The sequence below is a fragment of the Bacillus sp. EKM501B genome, assembly GCF_011800505.1.
In the GTDB taxonomy this organism is placed as follows: domain Bacteria; phylum Bacillota; class Bacilli; order Bacillales; family Bacillaceae_G; genus Bacillus_A; species Bacillus_A cereus.
Genome location: NZ_JAALFZ010000011.1, coordinates 115,252 through 134,655, shown reverse-complemented (window position 1 = coordinate 134,655; position 19,404 = coordinate 115,252). Strand labels below are relative to the sequence as shown.

Sequence of the window (19,404 nt, the reverse complement as noted above, 5' to 3'; positions counted from 1 at the left end):
CTAATTATTAGCTCACACCAATCGGGATAAAAGTAAGGGGAATGGGAGATGGATATATACTTATTAATCGTCACGTTACTTGCGATCACAATTGTTATTTTAGGGGTATCATGGTGGAAATGGCATGCATTTATTAGTTTAACAGTTGCGAGTTTATTTTTAGCCATTATGTCTGGACTGAATGTAACGAAAATAGTGACTGCCTATGAAACTGGTGTTGGTAGTGTACTAGGGCATTTAGTTGGTATTTTAGCTCTCGGAACAATTTTAGGGAAAATGATGTCCGATTCAGGGGCCGGCATGCAAGTGGCAGATTTCTTTATTCGATTTTTCGGTGTAAAGAAACTACCTTGGGCTATGTTATTTGCAGGGTTTGTTATAGGGATTCCCGTATTTTTTGAAGTGGGGATTGTCATTTTATTACCACTCGTTATTTCAATTCGAAAAACGACGAAGCAAAATATATTATTAATTGCGTTACCTGTCATTGCAGGATTATCTATTGTTCACGGGCTCGTACCACCACATCCAGGGGCGATGACAGCAATCGGTATTTATAACGCGAACTTAGGAAAGGTACTTTTATATTCATTAATTATCGCGTTACCAACAGCCATTATCGCAGGCCCAATATTTGCAAAGTGGGTACATAAGAGGGTTATACCTGAAAATGAACCGGAGCTTGTTCGAGTTACGACAGTATCAACTGATTTGCCAAGTCGTAAAGTTTCATTCTTTATTATTTTATTACCAGTTGTATTGATGATTTTATCAGTAGTTGCACCATATATTTCATTACCGAAAAAATTGACTGAATTTTTTGTGTTTATAGGGAGTCCAGTAATCGCCTTACTTATTTCATGTTTCGCAGCATTTTATTTACTTGGTATCAAACAAGGTATTAATAAAAAGATGATTAAAAAATTAACAGATGAAAGTTTATTGCCTGTCGGTTCTATTATTTTAATAATTGGTGCAGGCGGTGGATTTAAACAAATATTAATTGAAAGCGGCGTTGGAACAGCTATTGCACAAATGGCAGAACATATTTCGTTATCACCAATTGTATTAGCTTTCATGGTAGCTGGTTTAATTCGAATTGCAACAGGTTCAGCTACAGTAGCATTAACGACAGCAGCAGGGATTGTTTCACCAGTTATTCAGCACATGTCTGGTGTGAATTTAGAGTTGCTAGTTATTGCAACCGGTGCAGGATCATTAATGTTTTCTCACGTAAATGATGCAGGGTTCTGGCTTGTAAAAGAGTATTTAGGTTTGACGGTGAAGGAAACGTTTAAAACGTGGACGGTACTCGAGACATTGTTATCATTTATTGCATTTGGTTTTGCTCTTTTGTTGAATATGTTTCTTTAGGGAGAAAAGCCCATTTTAATTAATAAAACCCACAGGAGAAATTCAATTTCTCTGTGGGTTTTGCTATTTTTTAATCGTAGTTACTTACAAATATACAGGGCAAGGTGCTTTTTATATCTTTTTTCTATTGTCCTATTATTTAATAGAACGGACATACTGATTTTCTCCATCGTCTTTGACAAAGACTCCTAGCTCATTCAAATCTTTGCGTAAATGCTTCTTTTTTTTCGAGTTTCCTTCTCGAAGGGCATTTCGTCTTTCATACAAAATAGTATTTATGCTTTTATTAAATCGCGCATCCTCTAATTTCCATAAGCTATACTCATGTTTATAAGGATCTTGTTCCACCCAGGGGAAGCCGTGCATTAAGAAAGTATCTTTAATTTTGCTTGGGGTAATGTCAGATGTTTCACGTAACCATTCTCGGTCTTCTTGATCAATGATAACCACTTGACGCTTATCTACAAAAACGGCTTTTACATTTGATCTGGTGATTTGTTTCTTTTGATCGTCCTTATTCACGTGAATGCTTTCCGAAGTAATGTTCATTTTTAAAGCTTCACTATAAATAATTAAAGAAAATAAAATTCCTGCAATAACACCAATTAGCATGAGGATAATAGGAAGCCAGAAGGGATTAATAAAATTTAAAAGTTCTATAATTTTTGAATCAGAAAAGAGAGGAATCTTTTTTATAATCTCTATTAATTTAGGTGAAAAATATCCAATAACGCCTAAAAGGATTGGACTTACTATAGCAAGTAACTTTTCTAAAAAACCTAATCCAATGACAGATGCCTTTTTCATGTGTAGTTCATCCTTTCTTATATATATTTTTTAACCAGGGCATGTTTTAAATAGTGAGTTTTTTCACCATTTTTATGAGCTCATCTGAGTAATTTTCTATGGATATAGATGAATTTGCCTTCAACATTCTTTCTTCGATTGCTCCTAAAATAAATGAAGCTAATGTGTCGGTTTGAAAAGAGTTAGAAAACACACCATTTTGTTGTCCAGTCTTCAAAATATCTAATAACATCGTTCTAAGAGCATCATCTTCGTCGTCGTCTTCGATTCTGTAATAAGGAACATTCTCTTCATTTCTTGCATTAAAGACAATCTCAATTAAGGCAATATTATTTTTGTAATGAGTTTCTTGATAAGCCAAATGTGCTTCAATAAAAGCCTCTAGTTTGTTTATTTCAGATTGGGCTAATAGTACTCGATTACTAATAAATTCATGTTGTTTATCAACTAAAAATTGTAATGTCCGATTCATAAGATAAAGCTTATCGTTAAAATGATAAGAAATAAGTCCAGTGCTAATCTTAGCTTTTTTTGCTACCTTCGTTAAGCTCAAGTTGTTATATCCAACCTCTTCTAATGTATCAATACATGCAAGAATAATTTGTTCACGCCTAGCCTCTGCAATAAAAGAATCAGTCATGCTATTCAACTCCTGATTTATATAATTTGAATGTATAATCAAAAAATTGATTGATCGTTCAATTAAATATTAGTAAGAAATTATTAGTATGTCAAATGTTTTATACCTACATCTTGATAAGGCTCATTTTCTGAAACAAGCCCGTTTTTAGGTAAGCCAAGCTTCCTATTCGCCCTGAAAACATAATATAAATGGAATCCCCTCATTTAGAGCAAGGTGAACTTGTTATGAATGATACTAAAGGAGGAATAGGGTAATGAGCGAAAAGTGTGAACACAGACATGATGATTGTAACCGCAGACATGGTTGCGGAGGCGGTTTTGCGCTTCTAATCGTATTGTTTATTTTATTAATTATCATCGGTGCTAGCTGCTTCGGCGGAGGCGGCGGTTGTGGTTATGGCGGTTACGGCGGCTACGGATATGGTGGCTACGGCGGATATTGCTGCTAATTATTAAAAACTATTGAAAATGGCCTTGTGCAATATGCACAAGGCCATTTTATTCATATTTTTATATGCTGTGATAATTTATTAATGTACAGAGAGCGGATTAAGAAGAAGAAAATAATCTCGATAATCCCGAAAAAGGTGAGTACGATACATGTCTCTTTTAGTAATGAGAAAGAAAACATGCTTTGTAAAAACTTAACCGCAAATAACGTGTGAACACCAGCAACGATGTAAGGTACGAAAAATAAAATTCCTAATTGAATCGTTGCAGAGCGAAACATTTCTGATTCAGTTAAGCCAAGCTTTGTAATCGTAATATACTTTTGTCTTTCAGTTGTTAAGTCATTATACATACGGAAGTATAGAACACTAGCCGCACCGATAAAGAAAATAAAGCCGAGAAATGCCCAAATAAAAAATTGAGCAACTGCATTTCCTTTACCGTAAATAAGTTCATCCGTAGCCGTATGTATGAAGAAAGGAACTTGAGCGTTCTCTTCAGTATGCTTTTCGTAGAACTCACGTGCATCACCACTAATAACACGTAACATATTTTTTGTTGGAACGATTGCATTTTCCCAGTTTTCTACGAAATAGTTATAGATTACAGTTGTTTCAATATGAGGAATCATATTATCAAATACATAATCTTGTACGACAGCTAAATGAGGGAATGCAAATGATGGTTCGATTCCCTTATTAATAAACCCTTTAATATGAAATTCTTTTTTATTAGATCCAAGTGTAATCGTATTTTGCTTTGCAAATGGATTAGATACGAGATCGAGAAGTTCTGGTGAGTGGCGAGAAATAATATACACTTCTGTAGAATCAATTGTTATTTCCGGTCTTTTCAATTGTTTAGCAATTGCGTTATAATCACTCATCTTCATAAGCATAATATCTTCTTTGGAAGCTGTATCTTTTAATACTGTAAACTTATATTTTTTGTAAAGAAAATTATTAGTTGTAAGCTCCGTTTCAATTGTAGAAATATGCTTTTGTTCAAGGGAATTGTCACCTTCTGATGTATACGTGAAGGGAACGGGATATCGCTCTAATACTGATGCCTTCGTATTGTTATTAGCGGCGAATAATCCAATAATAATCGTAAATGCAAGTGCAGATAGCATAGAAACAATAAAGAGTACATTAATATTACTGCGTGTACGAGAAACTAAATCTGAAATCCATAACATATTTATTTGTTTCAAATAAAACTTTCTGCGCTTCTTTAAAATATAGATGAAAAGAAGGAATGTTTGTGAAAAGAATAAATATGTCCCGACTATTACGAGCGGTAAAATAGATAACATAATAAAAAAGACAGATCCATTTTGCACATTTTTTTCCGTTACGTAGCCTCGCGGATAACCAGCGATATAATAGCATAGCCCTAAACAAATTAAAGCGAATAAAGAGATGAGTATAGATGGTCTTTTTTCAGCTGGCATTTTCTTGTTCCCTTTAATGAGGTGGGCTGTCTTTCGAGTACGAATAAACATTGGTGTAAATGTAGAAACGATTAAAAATAAAATGATAAACGTTACGGTTGTAACGATAATCGCTTCTGTTGGCCAATATAAATAGAGACCTTTCGCACTTGTTAATTTCGAAGTGACTAATAAGAAAAAGTTAGAAAATACAAGTCCACCTTGAATGCCGATAAAGATAGATAATATCCCAATTATCATGTTTTCGGTAAATAACAATCTTTTTAATTGTCTCTGTGAGATACCAAGAATAGTGAGTATCCCGAATTGCTGTTTCCGTACATTTAAAAATGTTCCAATTGAATATAAGAGAAAGAAGAACGAGAACATAACAATCACAAGCTGTGCTGTACTAGCTAAGTTCATTAGAGGATCACGTTCTTGGAAACTTTGTACACTTTGTAACCGCGGGTGATACGCGTATACAGTAAATGAAAAGAAAACCATGATAGAAAACGCACTACTTACAAAGTAGGCGAAATATGCTTTCGAATTACGTGAGACATTTTTAAATGCGAATTGCCAAAATGTCATCCACGTCTTCCTCCTAATAATGCTAAAACATCTAATATTTCTTGATAAAATTTCTCGCGATATAATCCGCGGTGCAGTTCATTGTAAAGCTCGCCATCTTTAATAAAAATAACACGGTTACAATAACTTGCTGCAAACGGATCGTGCGTAACCATTAAAATCGTTGCATCTTCTTCTTTATTTAATTTCGTAAATAGCTCCATTACGTCAATTGCCGCTTTTGAATCTAAGTTTCCTGTCGGTTCATCGGCTAGTAAGAGAGAAGGGTGATGAATAACAGCACGTGCTACTGCGGTACGCTGTGCTTGTCCCCCAGAAACTTCAAAAATACGCTTGTCCAAAATATGATCAATTCCAAGCTTTTTTGAAATGTTATCAAGCTTTTCATCCATTTCTTTTAATGGAACATTATCTAATGTTAAAGGTAGTACGATATTTTCACCGATTGTTAGTGTATCTAGTAGGTTAAAGTTTTGGAAAACAAATCCTAACTCTTGGCGGCGGAAAATAGCTAACTTCTCTCTACGAAATGTGTGCGGTTTTTTTCCGTTAATTACGACATCACCAGAAGTCGGAGAATCGATTGTAGAGATAACGTTTAAAAATGTAGATTTTCCGCTACCAGATGGTCCCATAATGGCAACGAATTCCCCTTTATCCACGTGTAAATTTATATTTTTTAAAGCAGTATGAGGGACTTTCCCCTCATATACTTTTGAGACGTTTTTTATGTGTAATACTTCTTCCATAGTAATCACCTTTCTACTTTTTAAAACTTAATGTGTTGTGATAATTTTTGCATATAAAAGGAACGAATTAAAAGGAAAAATAAAATTTCAACTGTTCCAAAGATCAACAGTACGACTGTAATTTCAGCGAAGAACGAGAGATGTAATATTTCTTGTAGCATCTTTGTCGCAAACATCGTATGGATTGATGCCATAATGTAAGGTACGAAGAAAAGAATCGCAAGCTGAATTGTCGCTGAACGTTTCATTTCAGTCTCAGTTAAGCCGATTTTCGTAATCGTTATATATTTTTCTTGCTCATTTGTTAAATCTGTATACATCCGGAAGTAAAGAACACTGCCAGCACCGATAAAGAAAATAACTCCTAGGAAAGTACCAATTAAGAAGAACGAAGCGACATTTAGTTTTGTCTTATATAGAGAATCGCTCGCTTCACTTGCATGGAAAGGTGGATGCTCTGCTTGAATTGCTGCATTATCGTTATGGATTTTTGTTATAAACGATGAACCGATATTATGTGCTTTTTCCCAATCTGTAACTTTGAAGTTATATACACTCATTTGTTTGGAAACGGTGGATAAGGCTTCTACATTTTCATCAGATAGTATGAGTAATTGGTATATTAAGCTGTTTGGGAATGGGCTATAACTTTTATATTCTTTCACTTGTAGTTGTAAATTGTTTTGAGTAAGTGTAAGAGTATTTTTCTGTTCTTTATTATGGAGCGTTCCAATAACTTGATCATCTAAGTCTTTCATAAGAATATAAGATTCATTCTTATTGACCGTGAGCGTTTCCCAATTTAAAGCCTTAGCAAGTACATTATAGTCACTTTGTTTAATGGCATAATAGAGCTGCGTGTTATCTTCAGCTGAAGATACTTCATATATATCTGTTTTAAATTTTGTATAAGTAAAGTGCTCTTCATTAAATTTCTGCTCTAACCAGTTTAAATGTTCATCAGCTAACGTATTTTCAGTATGCGATAAATAAGTAAACGGGAAAGGATTTTGTCTAATCGCATCAAACTTTGTAAATTTCCCGAAGCCATATAAGAATGTAATCATTGTAAAAGCGAGCGTCGATAGCATCGCTACAATAAAGAGCATGTTAATGTTTGTCCGAATACGTGATGCTAGATCTGAAATCCAAAGCATATTAATTCGTTTCATATAAAACTTTCTTCGTGTTTTTAAAATACGAATAAGTAAAAAACTAATTTGTGAAAAGAAAAAGTATGTTCCAGCTGCAATAAGCGATGGGATGACAAATATACTAGAGACGGCATATAAAAGCCCAATTATGTCACCTAGCGACATAAAATACAGCGGATTTGCGGCTAACGCATATCCACATATTAAACAGGTCGCACCAAATAGAGAGATGAGCACGGATGCTTTTCTTTCTTTTTGTTGTTTTCCTTCTTTTAAAAGACGTACGGCTTTTCTCGTGCGAATGAGCATCGGTGTAAAAGATGATACGAGAATGAAGAGGCCGAGAAAGATGATGATAGTTAAAACGATAGCACTTGTAGGCGGATATAAATATAAACCAGGTACGTGTGTAATTTTGGCGGTAACTAACAAAAAGAACTGTGAAAAGACAAGTCCAAGTTGAATGCCAAAAAATATAGAAAGAGCACCAATTAACATATTTTCTATAAATATGAGTCGCTTTAATTGTTTTTGAGATATGCCAAGCACTGTTAAAATCCCGAACTGTTTTTTTCGTACTTTTAAAAACGTCCCGATTGAATACAGTAAAAAGAAAAATGAAAAGAACACAATGACAACTTCTGAAATTGTCATTAATATGTTCAGAGAAAAATTCACGTCTGTCATATGCAATTTAGGATGAAATAAATAAACTGCAAATGAGAAAAAGATTGCGATGGAGAACGCACTGCTTACAAAATAGGCGAAATAAGCTCTGGCGTTTCTTGTGACGTTTTTAAATGCAAACTGCCAAAATGTCATTCACCTAAACCTCCTAATAGGGTGAAGATGAAAAGAGTATGAGAGATACTCTTTTCATCAAGTTTGTTTTAAATATTTTGTCCACTCGTGTAATGTGATAATTTTTGCATATAAAGTGAACGAATGAATAAGAAAAATACGATTTCAACGAATCCAAAAATAATAAGAACGGCTGAAACTTCTTTGAACAGAGATAAACCAATTACATCTTGTAGCATTTTTGTTGCGAACATTGTATGAATGGATGCCATAATGTACGGAATGAAAAATAAAATACTAAGTTGAATGGTTGCAGATCGTTTCATCTCTGTATCTGTTACACCGATTTTAGAAATCGTTATATATTTCTCTTGTTCGTTCGTCAAATCCGTATACATTCTAAAGTAAAGAACGCTACCAGCTCCAATGAAGAAAATAACTCCTAAAAATGTCCCGATTAGGAAGTACGCGGCACTACCTGATGTTATTTTGTATAACGATCCTGCTGATTCAAAGGATCGAATAAGAGGCCCTTCATACTGGTATTTATTTCGATCTTTTTGTACCTTTTCTATAAAATTATCAGCAATTTCATATGTCTGTTCCCAGTTTTGAATTTTGTAATTGTATGCTGATATATGTTTTACGGTGTTAGGTAAGTTATTTACGATAACATCAGGCAACACTATCGTTTGATATGAAAAGTCAGATGGGATTGCGTTTACATGCTCATAGCCTTTAACTCTTAATTTCGTATTTGTACTAGAGAGTGTAATGTAATCTCTATTGTAGCTTTGCTCAAATTCGTTGAATATGGTGATATAAGATGTCCCTGTTAGCACATATGCTTCGTTATCATCCATAAATAGTTGTTTCATTCGTAAAGAATTCGCAAGTTTGTTATAGTCACTTTGCTTAATTGCGTATACGTCATTATAAATAGCTATATCTTTATCTTCTTTTAGTGGTGTTTCATATATATCAGCTTTTATTTTTTGATAAGGGAAATGCTCTTTTTGTAATTGTTGCTCAAGCCAATTTAAATGCTCTGTAACAAAAGGGTTCGCATCATAAGAGAAATAAGAAATTGGGAAAGGGGAAGTTCTATTCACCTCTAGCTTAATAAATTTCCCGAATCCATATAGGAACGTGATCATTGTGAAAGCAATTGTAGAGAGCATCGCTACAATAAAAAGCATATTAATATTCGTCCGAATACGGTTTGCTAAATCTGAAATCCAAAGCATATTAATCCGTTTCATATAAAATCTTCTTCTTTTCTTTAAAATATAAATCAGTAAGAAACTAATTTGAGAAAAGAAAAAATATGTTCCTATTGTAACAAGCATTGGGATAACGAAAATACTCGAAACCATATATATAACACCGATTTGCGGGCTTACTGATACGAAATATTTAGGATTTCCAGCTAACGCATAACCACCAAATAAACAAATCGCACCAAATAATGAAACAAGTATGGATGGTTTTCTTTCTTTTTGTTTTCCACCATTTGTTTTTAAAAGGTGTACCGCTTTTTTTGTACGAATAAGCATTGGTGTGAATGCAGATACAATGATAAAAAGACTAAGGAAAACAATGGTTGTTAAAATAAACGCGTTAGTAGGACCGTATAAATATATTCCTGGAACATGCGTAAGTTTGGCTGTTACTAATAAAAAAAATTGAGAAAAAACAACTCCAAACTGCATGCCGAAAAAGATAGATAAAATCCCGATTAACATATTCTCCATAAAAACAAGACGATGTAATTGTTTTCTTGATATTCCTAAAATGGTCAAAACACCAAATTGTTTTTTTCTAACTTTTAAAAACGTACCAATGGAATATAGTAAAAAGAAGAAAGAGAAAAATACAATTACTACTTCTGAAAATATCATTAATCCTGAAATTTCAGAGGTCATGTCAAAGTTTTGTAATTTAGGATGAAACAAATAAACAGCAAATGAAAAGAAAACAGCAATCGAAAAGGAACTGCTTACAAAATAAGCAAAATAAGCTCTGGAATTACGTGTTACATTTTTAAAGGCAAACTGCCAAAATGTCATAATACATACCTCCCGCTAGAAGGAAAATATGTAGTTGTATTGCAAAAAATGTATGAGAGTGTGTTCTCATACATTTTGCTTGCATATGTTACGATCATGCTTCGGTCACCTTCTCCGTATGTTCTGCTTGATTATTTGCAGCGTTGTGGAAGATGATTTTAATCGTCGTTCCTTTACCAACTTCAGAATCTAGTTTGACAGAGTGACCTAAATAATCACAAATTTTACTTACAATATAAAGCCCCATACCAGTAGATTCTCCGAATGCGCGACCGTTTTTCCCAGTGTAAAATGGTTCAAATACTCTTCGAATATCTTCTTGCGGAATACCAACACCTTCATCGCGAACTTCTAAAATAATATCTTTTCCGTTTCGGTAAGCAGATAAGAATACTTTCTTTCCGCGTTCCCCAGAGTAACGAACAGCATTTGTCATTAACTGATAGATGATAAATTTTAGCCATTTCGCATCAGAAGCAACTTTTAAATCAGAATGGACTTCTAAAACAGGGAAGACACCATTACGAATGAATAGTTCTTTTAATCCGTTAATATTTTTTGTTACCGTATCTTTTAATGAAATCGTCTCAACATGGAAATCTTCATGGAAGTTATTTAACCTAGCCATGTATAAAGCCATATCAAGCCCTTGGTTTAGACGCTCTAATTCTTTTTTAAACTTTGGAATTAAATGCTCGTCTTCCATTTCTAGCACCATAAGCTGCATAACAGAAACAGGTGTCTTCATTTGATGTACCCAGTGGTTAATGAATAATTGATGTTCTTGTTGTTTTACTTCATACGATTGTAGTTCTTTTTGGAAGAGGCGGTACTGCGTACGCACGAGTTCATTGACACCGTGAGGCATCGGAGCAGTTGCTCTTTCAATAAACGCATCTTCCATTTTTTCTGGTTGCTCGCTTAATCTATGGTACATTCTACGATTGCGAACGTAACGGTAAGCGAGGAAACAAATAAATAAATATAAACTTAAAACGACGAAATAAAATTTATTGTTTTGAAATCCATCTACTGCATCATAAAGAACGAAAATGATACCGAAGTTTAAAACGTACAGTAGGAAAAATGCAAAATGATCACGTAAAAATAGCTTCATGCTTATTCACTCCAAGTTGCGTTAAAGCGATATCCAAGTCCACGTACTGTTTCAATAGAGTTCTCAATACCAAGCTCATTAAACTTTTTACGAAGACGCGTAATGTTTACGTTTAATGTATTTTCTTCAACGAAGCTTTCGTCATCCCAAAGCGCAGCTAATAAATCTTCACGGCTTGCTGTACGAGGGAATTTAGATAATAACATTTCAGCTAAAATAGCTTCTTTTTTCGTTAAAAGAACTTGTTCAGATCCGAAGTGAATTTCAGGACGTTCTGGGAATAGTTTTAAACCTTCTACTTCAACGATACGTTCAGAAATATTTGGTGCATAATCACCGTAAATACGGCGTAATTGTCCTTTAATTTTTGCCATTACAACGTCGTAGTGGAATGGTTTTGTAATGTAATCATCCGCACCGCTTTCAATTGCCATAATTTGTTCCATCTCACCAGCACGCGCTGAAATGAAAATAATTGGACAAGTAGATTCATGACGAATTTGACGGCACCAGTAGAAACCATCGAATTTCGGTAAGTTTACATCAAGTAAAACAAGATGTGGTTTCACAGCGTTAAACGATTCCATAATATCATCGAAATTCTCTGCAACAACAGCTTCATAACCGTACTTCTGAATGTGAGATTGCAGTAATGATGAAATATTTGGATCGTCTTCAACGATTAAAATTTTATACATATGTATATTCCTCCTCAGAAAAACAATTGTAGCTATAGTGTATCATGTGTTTCAAGTCTTTTCATTATGTTGAAAGATAAGCTAGTAAACAGTATAGGTTAAAAGTGAGAAAAGTAAAAAGGGCCTCGTATATAATTGACAATCAACTGAAATCATTTTAACATTTAGATAAGTATCTAAATGTCTAATTATCGAAAGGAAGAAAGACATTGAATCAAGCATTCAAAGCATTAGCAGATCCAACAAGGCGAAAAATTTTAGACTTATTAAAAGAAGGTGATCTAACCGCTGGTGAGATCGCTGAACATTTCAATATGACAAAACCAAGTATTTCACACCACTTAAACGCACTTAAAAATGCTGAACTTATTCAAGATGAAAAGAAAGGGCAATTCGTTGTGTACTCTTTAAACACAACGGTCTTTCAAGATTTGTTGACTTGGGTGTTTACATTTACGAATAAGGGGGAAGAGGGGAAATGAGAAAGCATATATTTCCGTTACTATTAATAGCTTTAACGATTATTGCATGGTGCATCGCGTGGCCGCATTTACCGGGAGAGGTTCCGAGTCATTGGAATGTGTCTGGTGAGGTAGATGGGCGTATGTCAAAAATGGGCATGATGATTTTGGATGTTGCAGTTATGGTTTTTATATATGCTTTATTGACTTTATTGCCTAAGATAGATCCTAAGCATGAGAATTATGAGAAATTTTCTAAAGGGTATAATGTAATAAATTATAGCGTATTATTCCTATTATTTTTAGTAAGTATCATTGGAATTGGAGCTGGATTAGGTTATGACATTCCAATGAATAGTACACCATATATTCTTGTTGGTCTTTTATTTATAATCATCGGTAACTATTTACCACAATGTAAACCAAATTACTTTGTAGGTATAAAAACACCGTGGACATTAAGTAACGAGGAAGTATGGAGAAAGACACACCGTTTTAGTGGGAAGGTGTTTGTTGTATTAGGAGTTATTATGATTTTAAGTATTTTTGCTCCGGCAGCGTGGAAAGGTTTCCTAATCATTGGCATTATTACCGGTGCAGTAGGATTAACAATGGGATATTCATATATTGCTTATAAAAAAGAAATAGGGGCTTAATAAAAAATTATGGGGGAGAGAGGATGAAAAGACACGTATTACCATGGAGTTTAATTATTGGCATTGTAATTGGATGGTATATTGTATGGCCACATTTACCAGAACAAATTCCACGTCATTATAATGCGGCAGGAGTAGTAGATGGATATTTTTCTAAAGTAGAAGCAAGTTCTGTTTCAATAGGTAGCATGATGTTGCTGTATTTGATATGGCTAGCTCTTGGGTATATTGACGTAACGAAAGATAAGTATAAACAGCATGCTAAAGTCCTTTCCGCAATCCGTTATGCTATTCTTTTGATAGGATTCGGCTGTAACTTATTTGCGCTATTAGCAGCGTCTAATTATATTGCATCGGGCTCAATTGCATTTAATTTTGGACTTGGAACATTGTTTCTTGTACTAGGTAATTACATGCAACAAACGAAGCCAAACGGGTTAGTAGGCATTCGAATGGACTGGACATTAGAAAATCCTGTAGTTTGGAGGAAAACACATAGATTTGCTTCGAGGGTATTTGTAATAGGTTCACTTTGTATATATGCCGGGGCTTTGCTTCCAGATCCATTTAATATTTTTATAGGGATTGGAATCATATTAATATGCATTATCGTATCAACAATAAAGTCATATAGTATTTATAAAGAAGAGTTGAAAATGTAAATAAAGCTGCTTTTCCTTTTAGGGAAGAGCAGCTTTGTTTTTAGGTTATTCGAATTACTATATTTAATAAGTTATATTCAAATTTTTAATTAACCAAGGCTTTATCAATGACAGAACTGTTATAGGTTGCATAGCTTTAGTGTGATCCATATCATTTCCTCTTAAGATTTCTATATCCCATCCAAGATGTTCTAACTTTTGTTTGTTTTTTTGAAGTATACCAATAATATCAACTACTACATTGCCAAAATTTTCACCGTAAACAATAGTGTCTTTTTCCCCAGAAAACGCTAATCTCGGAATGATTAGTTTATGTTGGATGTCTTGATCATCAAACTCCATCAAATTCTCGTACATTGTAACAAACTGTTTAGTTTGACTCATGTCGATCTTTATCTGTATGTTATCCCAATCAATTTTTTCAGGATTAATATGTGCTTGATCAATAACAGGAGAATTGTGATTATTCACAGCTTGCTCATATGTTTTATTTGTTACTACCATCATTTCTTTATATGGACCATCTATTGGTGGAAACCCGCCCATGATTATACTGTCTAATCTATCCGTTCGAATGGCTAATTGTAACCCAGCTAAAGCTAACCAAGAGTAACCATAATAACTAAACTTATTAATATTCATTTCGTCAGCAATTGTTAATAGGTCTTTTACTATATTTTCAGGTGTGAGATTCTCTGGATTTGGATGTTGCAAACGATGGCCTTCGTAGTCAAAATATAAAATCTGAAACTTATCTATGAGTCCATCAATAAAATGTTTTCCAAATTCAGGATCTACTCCCCACAACTTCAAAGTTTCAGCATCTTGCCCATATACAGATTCTTTAGCAACTGGGAGCATGATTGTTCTAAATTTTGGATTTCCAACCAAACCAACCTTTAATACTGATTCGTCCGTAAGTTTTATGATTTTCTCCATTTCTATCACTCCTAAATTGTTTATACTAAAATCATATAACATTCATGCAATCTTCCGGATTTATGACTTTTTTCTCGTATATATAAGGATTTTATTTGAAATATGTTAATGTAGCACTTTAAGGTTTTACTTTAAAAAGGAGTTAATAAATGGAGACATATAGCCCTAAACAAATTGCAAATGTCTTAAATGTTAGTACAACAACTTTGAGAAGATATGAAGAACAAAATCTCATTCCTGTTGTGCCAAGAACGGAAAGTAATCACCGGTTTTATACATCGATACACTTTCAAGCATTTATTACCATTAGAGCATTATTAAAAGGATATGATATACCTATTGTTTATAAAGTTATGAGGATGATTAAAAACGTAAAGTTTGAAGAAGCGCTTTGGTTAATTAATGAACAGCAATTCAATGTTCAGGTGGAGAAAAAACGAGTAGAAGAAATACTAAACATGATTCAAAATGCTGATTTTACTAAATATAAAAATGTAGAGTTAAATGAACGCATGAGCATTGGAGAGGCTGCAAACATAGCAGGCGTAAATACTTCGGCTATCCGTCATTGGGAACATGAAGGGTTAGTCCACTCAGAAAGAAATAAAGAAAACGGTTATAGAATGTTTCCAATATCTGAACTGCGTAAAATACTGGTTATAAGCAGTTTGAGAAAAACCGTGTATTATATAGAAAATATGAAAAGCTTGCTAGATGATTTAGAAACATTACACTATGGAAAAATTGAACGTTCCTTTCAGTTGGCTTTAGAAAACTTGAACAATCAACTATTACTCCAATTTAAAGGAATCGAAGAACTGATGAAATATATACACTTTTACGAGTAAGCAAATATGTAAAAAGAGCTAGGCACAATGCTTAGCTCTTTTCCTTTTGTTATCACTTCTTCAAAACCGGTATCCAAATTTCACTTTTAAAGTTTGGAGAAGATATATCTTTCTGTTTATTCCACAATATCTCCGGTCCTTCCGCTAGTTCATAGTTCGAAGAAGGGAACCATTCAGAGTAAATACGTCCCCATACATTTTGTAATGCATCAGGAAATGGACCGACAGCTTCGAATATAGCCCATGTTGAAGCAGTAACTTCAAGCTGTTTAAACTGCTCTGGACAATCCTTTGTTGTGGCTACTCCAATGTAGTGATCGAGTTCGCCTTTTTCCTCCATTCTTCCTTCAGAAAAGTTAGTAGAAGCACTAATGATTCCAGTAGGTTCAATGTTTGAAAGGGACTTTAATGTTTGAATAGAATCTGGGTTTAAACTTTTCCACATAGAAGCAATTTCTTCATTTACACCGTTAAAAACGATTGGTACTCGTTTTGTAATACCTATAATTCGAAATGGCTCTTTTTCTTCAATTCGATAGTTCATTTCATTTCCTCCTTGAATGGATAATTGGAAGGTCATTGGTGAATAAGCCTTCAAAGAATGGCTACTATTTCGGGCCTCTGAAGGTGTTATACCGTGCAAGTTTTGAAATGCACGGGCGAATGAATCTGGTGAGTTGTAGCCATATTTTATAGCGACATCAATGACTTTTGCATCGCTATTTTTTAGTTCAAAGGCAGCGAGAGTAAGACGTCTACAGCGAATATAATCAGATAGTGATATACCTGCTAAAAACGAAAACATTCTTTTAAAGTGATACTCAGAACAGAGAGCTAGCCTCGCAACTTCTTTAAAATCAATTTCATTCGTAAGGTTATCTTCAATATAGCGCATTGCAGTATTCATATTTTTAAGTGAATCCATATTATGACCTCCTCTGTACATAGAATAGCAGGAACGAAATAGCTCCATCCGACATTTCGTGCACAACTTTGTAGGGGACATTTTTAACCTTACAAAATTGTAATGTTCCTGTAAGGAGAATGAATGGATGGTATGATATCCCAATGTTATAGTAACAAAGTACTTTTGTTCAGTAGGTTAAATTTTTATATCTTTACTTATGCGTCTTACATAACTGTCATGTTTGTGTAAGAAACATCGATAGTGGCAAGAGTAGAGAGTGTATATAGTTGAAAATAGAGAATAGAAGAAATGAGGGATGTCGAGATGAAAACAGTGTTAGAAGCAAAAAATATTGAAAAAGTGTACGACACGGGTGGGAATAAATTTGCAGCGTTAAAAGGTATTAACTTACAAGTAAAAGAAGGTGAGTTCGTTGGAATTATGGGACCTTCTGGTTCTGGTAAGACGACTTTACTAAATGTTCTTTCTACAATTGATAATGCGACGAACGGTGAAATTTTAATTGATGGAAAAGATATTGTAAAGATGAATGATGATAAGTTAGCGTTATTCCGCCGTGATCATTTAGGTTTCATTTTCCAAGATTATAACTTATTAGATACGTTAACGGTGAAAGAGAATATCGCTTTACCACTTGCGTTATCAAAGGTGAAAGCGAGTGAGATTGATCGCCGCGTTCTTGAAATCTCAAAGAAATTCGGTATTGATCATATTTTAAGTCAGTTCCCATATCAAGTATCTGGTGGACAGAAGCAGCGCTGTGCAGCATCGCGTGCAATTGTTACGAATCCAAGTATGATTTTCGGAGACGAGCCAACTGGAGCACTTGATTCTAAATCTGCAACAGATTTACTTGAAAGTATGAAGTCGTTAAATGAATATGATAACTCAACAATTTTAATGGTAACGCACGATGCATTTGCAGCAAGTTATTGTAAACGAGTTATTTTCATTAAAGATGGTGAACTATATAAAGAATTACACCGCGGTGAATCGACGCGTAAACAGTTCTTCCAAAAAATTGTTGACGTAATGTCTTCTATTTCTGGAGGTATGGCTGATGACCTTATCTAGCATTGCCCTCCGCAACATACAGCGGAACTTTAAAGACTACTTTGTATATTTTGCATCTATGATTTTTAGTATCGTTATTTATTTTACATTTAAAGCACTGCAATATAATTCACAAATGGAAAAAGCAGCAGAAGCTTCAAAAAAAATTAGCGGAGCGTTCCAAGTTTCAAGTGTGATGCTTATCATCTTCGTAGCAGTGTTTATTATATATTCGAACGGATTCTTTACACGTAAACGTAAAAAAGAAGTTGGACTCTATTCCTTATTAGGTATTCGTAAAAGACAAATTGGTAAAATGCTCTTTTATGAAAATATGTTAATGGGATTAATGTCATTAGTAATTGGGATTGCGATCGGTAGTGTCCTTTCAAAATTATTCCTTGAGTTATTAGTAAATATGATGGGATTAAATTTAAACGTTCATTTTGAAGTACCGATGGCTGCCATTATTGATACAGCAATTATTTTCTTTGTAATTATTTTATATACATCACTTCAAGGATATCGTTTAATTTATCGCTTTAAGTTAATTGAACTTTTCCGTGCAGAACGTGAAGGAGAAGCAATGCCAAAAGGATCTGTCATTATGGCATTAATTTCAGTTTTCTTAATCGGTTCAGGTTATTTTTTAGCATTAATGTACATGAAAGCAGTTATGTATGCAGACTTTATGGTCGTTGCATTATATATTTTATTAGCGACAGTAGCAGGGACTTATTTACTGTTCATGTTCTTCACAGTATTTGTATTGAAACGTGCAAGAAATAATAAGTCAGCATTTTATAATGGTATGAATATGGTAACGACATCACAGTTACTATATCGTATTAAAGGAAATGCGAAATCACTGGCGACAATCGCTATTTTAAGTGCGGTAACATTAACAGCGGTTGGTACGTCAGTTACGATGTATTACAACACATTTACGCAATCAAAAGTTGCTGCGCCGTATAGTTATTCCTATGAGAAAAAAGATGCAGCATTAGATAAAAAAGTAAATGAAATACTTGCTGGAGAGAAGAATAATCACCCAGTCACATATGAATCAGAAGTTGAAATGATTCCTGTGAAGGGAACATTTAAAGGTGAAAGAGCTGATCAAGTTCTGAACACACACTATAATGTTACGAATCAGTACCAGCTTATTTCTCAATCAAGCTTTAATACACTTGTGAAACATTTAGATGTAGAACCTGTAAATTTAAGTGCGAATGAAGCTTTCGTATATGATAGCTTATATATTGAGAAACTTGATTTTGGTCCTCTTTATACAGGAAATACAGCTGTATTCCCTGTTGGAAACGAGTCAAAAGAATTAAAAATTAAAGGTGTAAATAATAGAAGCCTTACAAATTTAAATGAACTATTTGTAATCGTTCCTGATAAAACATATGAGCAAGTGAAACAAGTAAACGAAACGCGTACTGTAAAAAATATTGATGTAAAAGGTGAGCGAAATAGTAAAGAGTTAACAGCAAAATTAGCAAGCATTATGCCGGCTGGAGAATCAGAAGTTTTAAAACCATTTAACGATTTCTATACAGGATTCCAAATGGGGCTTGAAACAACAGGCTTAATGATGTTTATTGGGTTATTCTTAGGATTAGTATTCCTATTAGCAACAGGCTCAATCATTTACTTTAAACAATTAACAGAAGCAAGTGCTGACCGTGATCGCTACGTTGTTCTTCATAAAATTGGTGTAACGAAGCAAGAGATGAAGAGAGCTATCGCAAAACAAGTGAGCTTTATCTTTGCTATTCCGTTAGTAATTGGTATTTTACACAGCCTATTTGCACTAAAAGGTTTATCAAATATATTACCATTTGAAATTATGATTCCGCTTCTAATTAGTATCGGAGTATACGGCGCGATTTATATTGGATATTACTTCTTAACGGTTCGTTCTTATTATAAGATCGTGAGTGCGAAGTAATAAGGGACAGCTA

The 19,404-nt window shown here is 34.0% G+C and carries 18 protein-coding genes; 8 read left to right on the top strand and 10 right to left on the bottom strand.

What is annotated here, in order from left to right; genetic code table 11:
- Positions 1–48 precede the first annotated feature (48 nt).
- Entirely contained in the window at positions 49–1,374 is a 1,326-nt protein-coding gene (gene gntP, locus HFD78_RS19855) for a gluconate permease GntP (RefSeq protein ID WP_000356201.1), read from the top strand.
- 135 nt (positions 1,375–1,509) lie between these two features.
- Here the strand turns inward: gntP and HFD78_RS19850 are convergent, their stop codons facing one another.
- Complete coding sequence (locus HFD78_RS19850; protein WP_000710357.1) at positions 1,510–2,181, bottom strand: YqeB family protein; 672 nt, start codon at positions 2,179–2,181, stop codon at positions 1,510–1,512.
- Positions 2,182–2,227: 46 nt separating this feature from the next.
- The gene (locus tag HFD78_RS19845; protein WP_000132250.1) at positions 2,228–2,821 is read right to left on the bottom strand and encodes a TetR/AcrR family transcriptional regulator; all 594 of its coding nucleotides are present in this window, start codon (positions 2,819–2,821) and stop codon (positions 2,228–2,230) included.
- A 256-nt stretch (positions 2,822–3,077) separates the two neighbouring features.
- Here HFD78_RS19845 and HFD78_RS19840 point away from each other — a divergent pair, with 256 nt between their 5' ends.
- Positions 3,078–3,272, top strand: a complete 195-nt coding sequence (locus tag HFD78_RS19840; protein WP_001290395.1) for a YjcZ family sporulation protein — start codon at positions 3,078–3,080, stop codon at positions 3,270–3,272.
- A gap of 53 nt (positions 3,273–3,325) precedes the next feature.
- Here the strand turns inward: HFD78_RS19840 and HFD78_RS19835 are convergent, their stop codons facing one another.
- The 6 genes from HFD78_RS19835 to HFD78_RS19810 form a co-directional block, all read right to left on the bottom strand.
- Positions 3,326–5,299, bottom strand: a complete 1,974-nt coding sequence (locus HFD78_RS19835) for an FtsX-like permease family protein (RefSeq protein WP_000144954.1) — start codon at positions 5,297–5,299, stop codon at positions 3,326–3,328.
- Positions 5,296–6,048: an ABC transporter ATP-binding protein gene (locus tag HFD78_RS19830; RefSeq protein ID WP_000393250.1), complete on the bottom strand. Its 753-nt coding sequence runs from the start codon at positions 6,046–6,048 to the stop codon at positions 5,296–5,298. The genes HFD78_RS19835 and HFD78_RS19830 overlap by 4 nt, the downstream gene beginning before the upstream one ends.
- Positions 6,049–6,068: 20 nt before the next feature.
- Positions 6,069–8,024 (bottom strand): ABC transporter permease, encoded by a 1,956-nt coding sequence (locus tag HFD78_RS19825; RefSeq protein WP_000144973.1) that lies wholly within the window; start codon positions 8,022–8,024, stop codon positions 6,069–6,071.
- Between the two features lie 68 nt (positions 8,025–8,092).
- Complete coding sequence (locus HFD78_RS19820) at positions 8,093–10,072, bottom strand: FtsX-like permease family protein (protein WP_000145054.1); 1,980 nt, start codon at positions 10,070–10,072, stop codon at positions 8,093–8,095.
- Between the two features lie 94 nt (positions 10,073–10,166).
- Complete coding sequence (locus HFD78_RS19815; protein WP_000765341.1) at positions 10,167–11,189, bottom strand: sensor histidine kinase; 1,023 nt, start codon at positions 11,187–11,189, stop codon at positions 10,167–10,169.
- A 2-nt stretch (positions 11,190–11,191) separates the two neighbouring features.
- Positions 11,192–11,887, bottom strand: coding sequence for a response regulator transcription factor (locus tag HFD78_RS19810; RefSeq protein ID WP_000276738.1), 696 nt, complete (start codon positions 11,885–11,887; stop codon positions 11,192–11,194).
- A 209-nt stretch (positions 11,888–12,096) separates the two neighbouring features.
- Between HFD78_RS19810 and HFD78_RS19805 the strand changes: the two genes are divergently transcribed.
- Genes HFD78_RS19805 through HFD78_RS19795 form a run of 3 tightly spaced genes read left to right on the top strand, consistent with a single transcriptional unit; the run spans position 12,097 to position 13,666 of the window.
- A complete protein-coding gene (locus HFD78_RS19805) occupies positions 12,097–12,369 on the top strand; it encodes an autorepressor SdpR family transcription factor (protein ID WP_001070526.1) in 273 nt (90 codons plus the stop codon).
- Positions 12,366–13,004, top strand: coding sequence for an SdpI family protein (locus HFD78_RS19800; RefSeq protein WP_053514582.1), 639 nt, complete (start codon positions 12,366–12,368; stop codon positions 13,002–13,004). Before HFD78_RS19805 ends, HFD78_RS19800 begins: the two co-directional genes overlap by 4 nt.
- A gap of 23 nt (positions 13,005–13,027) precedes the next feature.
- On the top strand, positions 13,028–13,666 hold the full coding sequence (locus HFD78_RS19795) for an SdpI family protein (RefSeq protein WP_000820678.1): 639 nt from the start codon (positions 13,028–13,030) through the stop codon (positions 13,664–13,666).
- Positions 13,667–13,729: 63 nt separating this feature from the next.
- Here the strand turns inward: HFD78_RS19795 and HFD78_RS19790 are convergent, their stop codons facing one another.
- Positions 13,730–14,605, bottom strand: coding sequence for an alpha/beta fold hydrolase (locus HFD78_RS19790; protein ID WP_000411236.1), 876 nt, complete (start codon positions 14,603–14,605; stop codon positions 13,730–13,732).
- Between the two features lie 149 nt (positions 14,606–14,754).
- Here HFD78_RS19790 and HFD78_RS19785 point away from each other — a divergent pair, with 149 nt between their 5' ends.
- Complete coding sequence (locus HFD78_RS19785; RefSeq protein WP_061654856.1) at positions 14,755–15,453, top strand: MerR family DNA-binding transcriptional regulator; 699 nt, start codon at positions 14,755–14,757, stop codon at positions 15,451–15,453.
- A gap of 52 nt (positions 15,454–15,505) precedes the next feature.
- Here the strand turns inward: HFD78_RS19785 and HFD78_RS19780 are convergent, their stop codons facing one another.
- A complete protein-coding gene (locus HFD78_RS19780; protein WP_000377728.1) occupies positions 15,506–16,378 on the bottom strand; it encodes an AraC family transcriptional regulator in 873 nt (290 codons plus the stop codon).
- A gap of 306 nt (positions 16,379–16,684) precedes the next feature.
- Here HFD78_RS19780 and HFD78_RS19775 point away from each other — a divergent pair, with 306 nt between their 5' ends.
- Both HFD78_RS19775 and HFD78_RS19770 read left to right on the top strand, forming a co-directional pair.
- Positions 16,685–17,455 (top strand): ABC transporter ATP-binding protein, encoded by a 771-nt coding sequence (locus tag HFD78_RS19775; protein ID WP_000859655.1) that lies wholly within the window; start codon positions 16,685–16,687, stop codon positions 17,453–17,455.
- Positions 17,442–19,391 (top strand): ABC transporter permease, encoded by a 1,950-nt coding sequence (locus HFD78_RS19770; RefSeq protein WP_000176154.1) that lies wholly within the window; start codon positions 17,442–17,444, stop codon positions 19,389–19,391. The genes HFD78_RS19775 and HFD78_RS19770 overlap by 14 nt, the downstream gene beginning before the upstream one ends.
- The last annotated feature ends 13 nt before the right edge of the window (positions 19,392–19,404 follow it).

Bases quoted from the DNA above. Each gene is read 5' to 3' on its own strand.
- HFD78_RS19820 (WP_000145054.1), bottom strand. From the start codon at position 10,072: ATGACATTTTGGCAGTTTGCCTTTAAAAATGTAACACGTAATTCCAGA.
- HFD78_RS19830 (WP_000393250.1), bottom strand. From the start codon at position 6,048: ATGGAAGAAGTATTACACATAAAAAACGTCTCAAAAGTATATGAGGGG.
- HFD78_RS19780 (WP_000377728.1), bottom strand. From the start codon at position 16,378: ATGGATTCACTTAAAAATATGAATACTGCAATGCGCTATATTGAAGAT.
- HFD78_RS19850 (WP_000710357.1), bottom strand. From the start codon at position 2,181: ATGAAAAAGGCATCTGTCATTGGATTAGGTTTTTTAGAAAAGTTACTT.
- HFD78_RS19815 (WP_000765341.1), bottom strand. From the start codon at position 11,189: ATGAAGCTATTTTTACGTGATCATTTTGCATTTTTCCTACTGTACGTT.
- HFD78_RS19810 (WP_000276738.1), bottom strand. From the start codon at position 11,887: ATGTATAAAATTTTAATCGTTGAAGACGATCCAAATATTTCATCATTA.
- HFD78_RS19800 (WP_053514582.1), top strand. From the start codon at position 12,366: ATGAGAAAGCATATATTTCCGTTACTATTAATAGCTTTAACGATTATT.
- HFD78_RS19835 (WP_000144954.1), bottom strand. From the start codon at position 5,299: ATGACATTTTGGCAATTCGCATTTAAAAATGTCTCACGTAATTCGAAA.
- HFD78_RS19790 (WP_000411236.1), bottom strand. From the start codon at position 14,605: ATGGAGAAAATCATAAAACTTACGGACGAATCAGTATTAAAGGTTGGT.
- HFD78_RS19825 (WP_000144973.1), bottom strand. From the start codon at position 8,024: ATGACATTTTGGCAGTTTGCATTTAAAAACGTCACAAGAAACGCCAGA.
- HFD78_RS19770 (WP_000176154.1), top strand. From the start codon at position 17,442: ATGACCTTATCTAGCATTGCCCTCCGCAACATACAGCGGAACTTTAAA.
- gntP (WP_000356201.1), top strand. From the start codon at position 49: ATGGATATATACTTATTAATCGTCACGTTACTTGCGATCACAATTGTT.
- HFD78_RS19775 (WP_000859655.1), top strand. From the start codon at position 16,685: ATGAAAACAGTGTTAGAAGCAAAAAATATTGAAAAAGTGTACGACACG.
- HFD78_RS19845 (WP_000132250.1), bottom strand. From the start codon at position 2,821: ATGACTGATTCTTTTATTGCAGAGGCTAGGCGTGAACAAATTATTCTT.
- HFD78_RS19795 (WP_000820678.1), top strand. From the start codon at position 13,028: ATGAAAAGACACGTATTACCATGGAGTTTAATTATTGGCATTGTAATT.
- HFD78_RS19785 (WP_061654856.1), top strand. From the start codon at position 14,755: ATGGAGACATATAGCCCTAAACAAATTGCAAATGTCTTAAATGTTAGT.
- HFD78_RS19840 (WP_001290395.1), top strand. From the start codon at position 3,078: ATGAGCGAAAAGTGTGAACACAGACATGATGATTGTAACCGCAGACAT.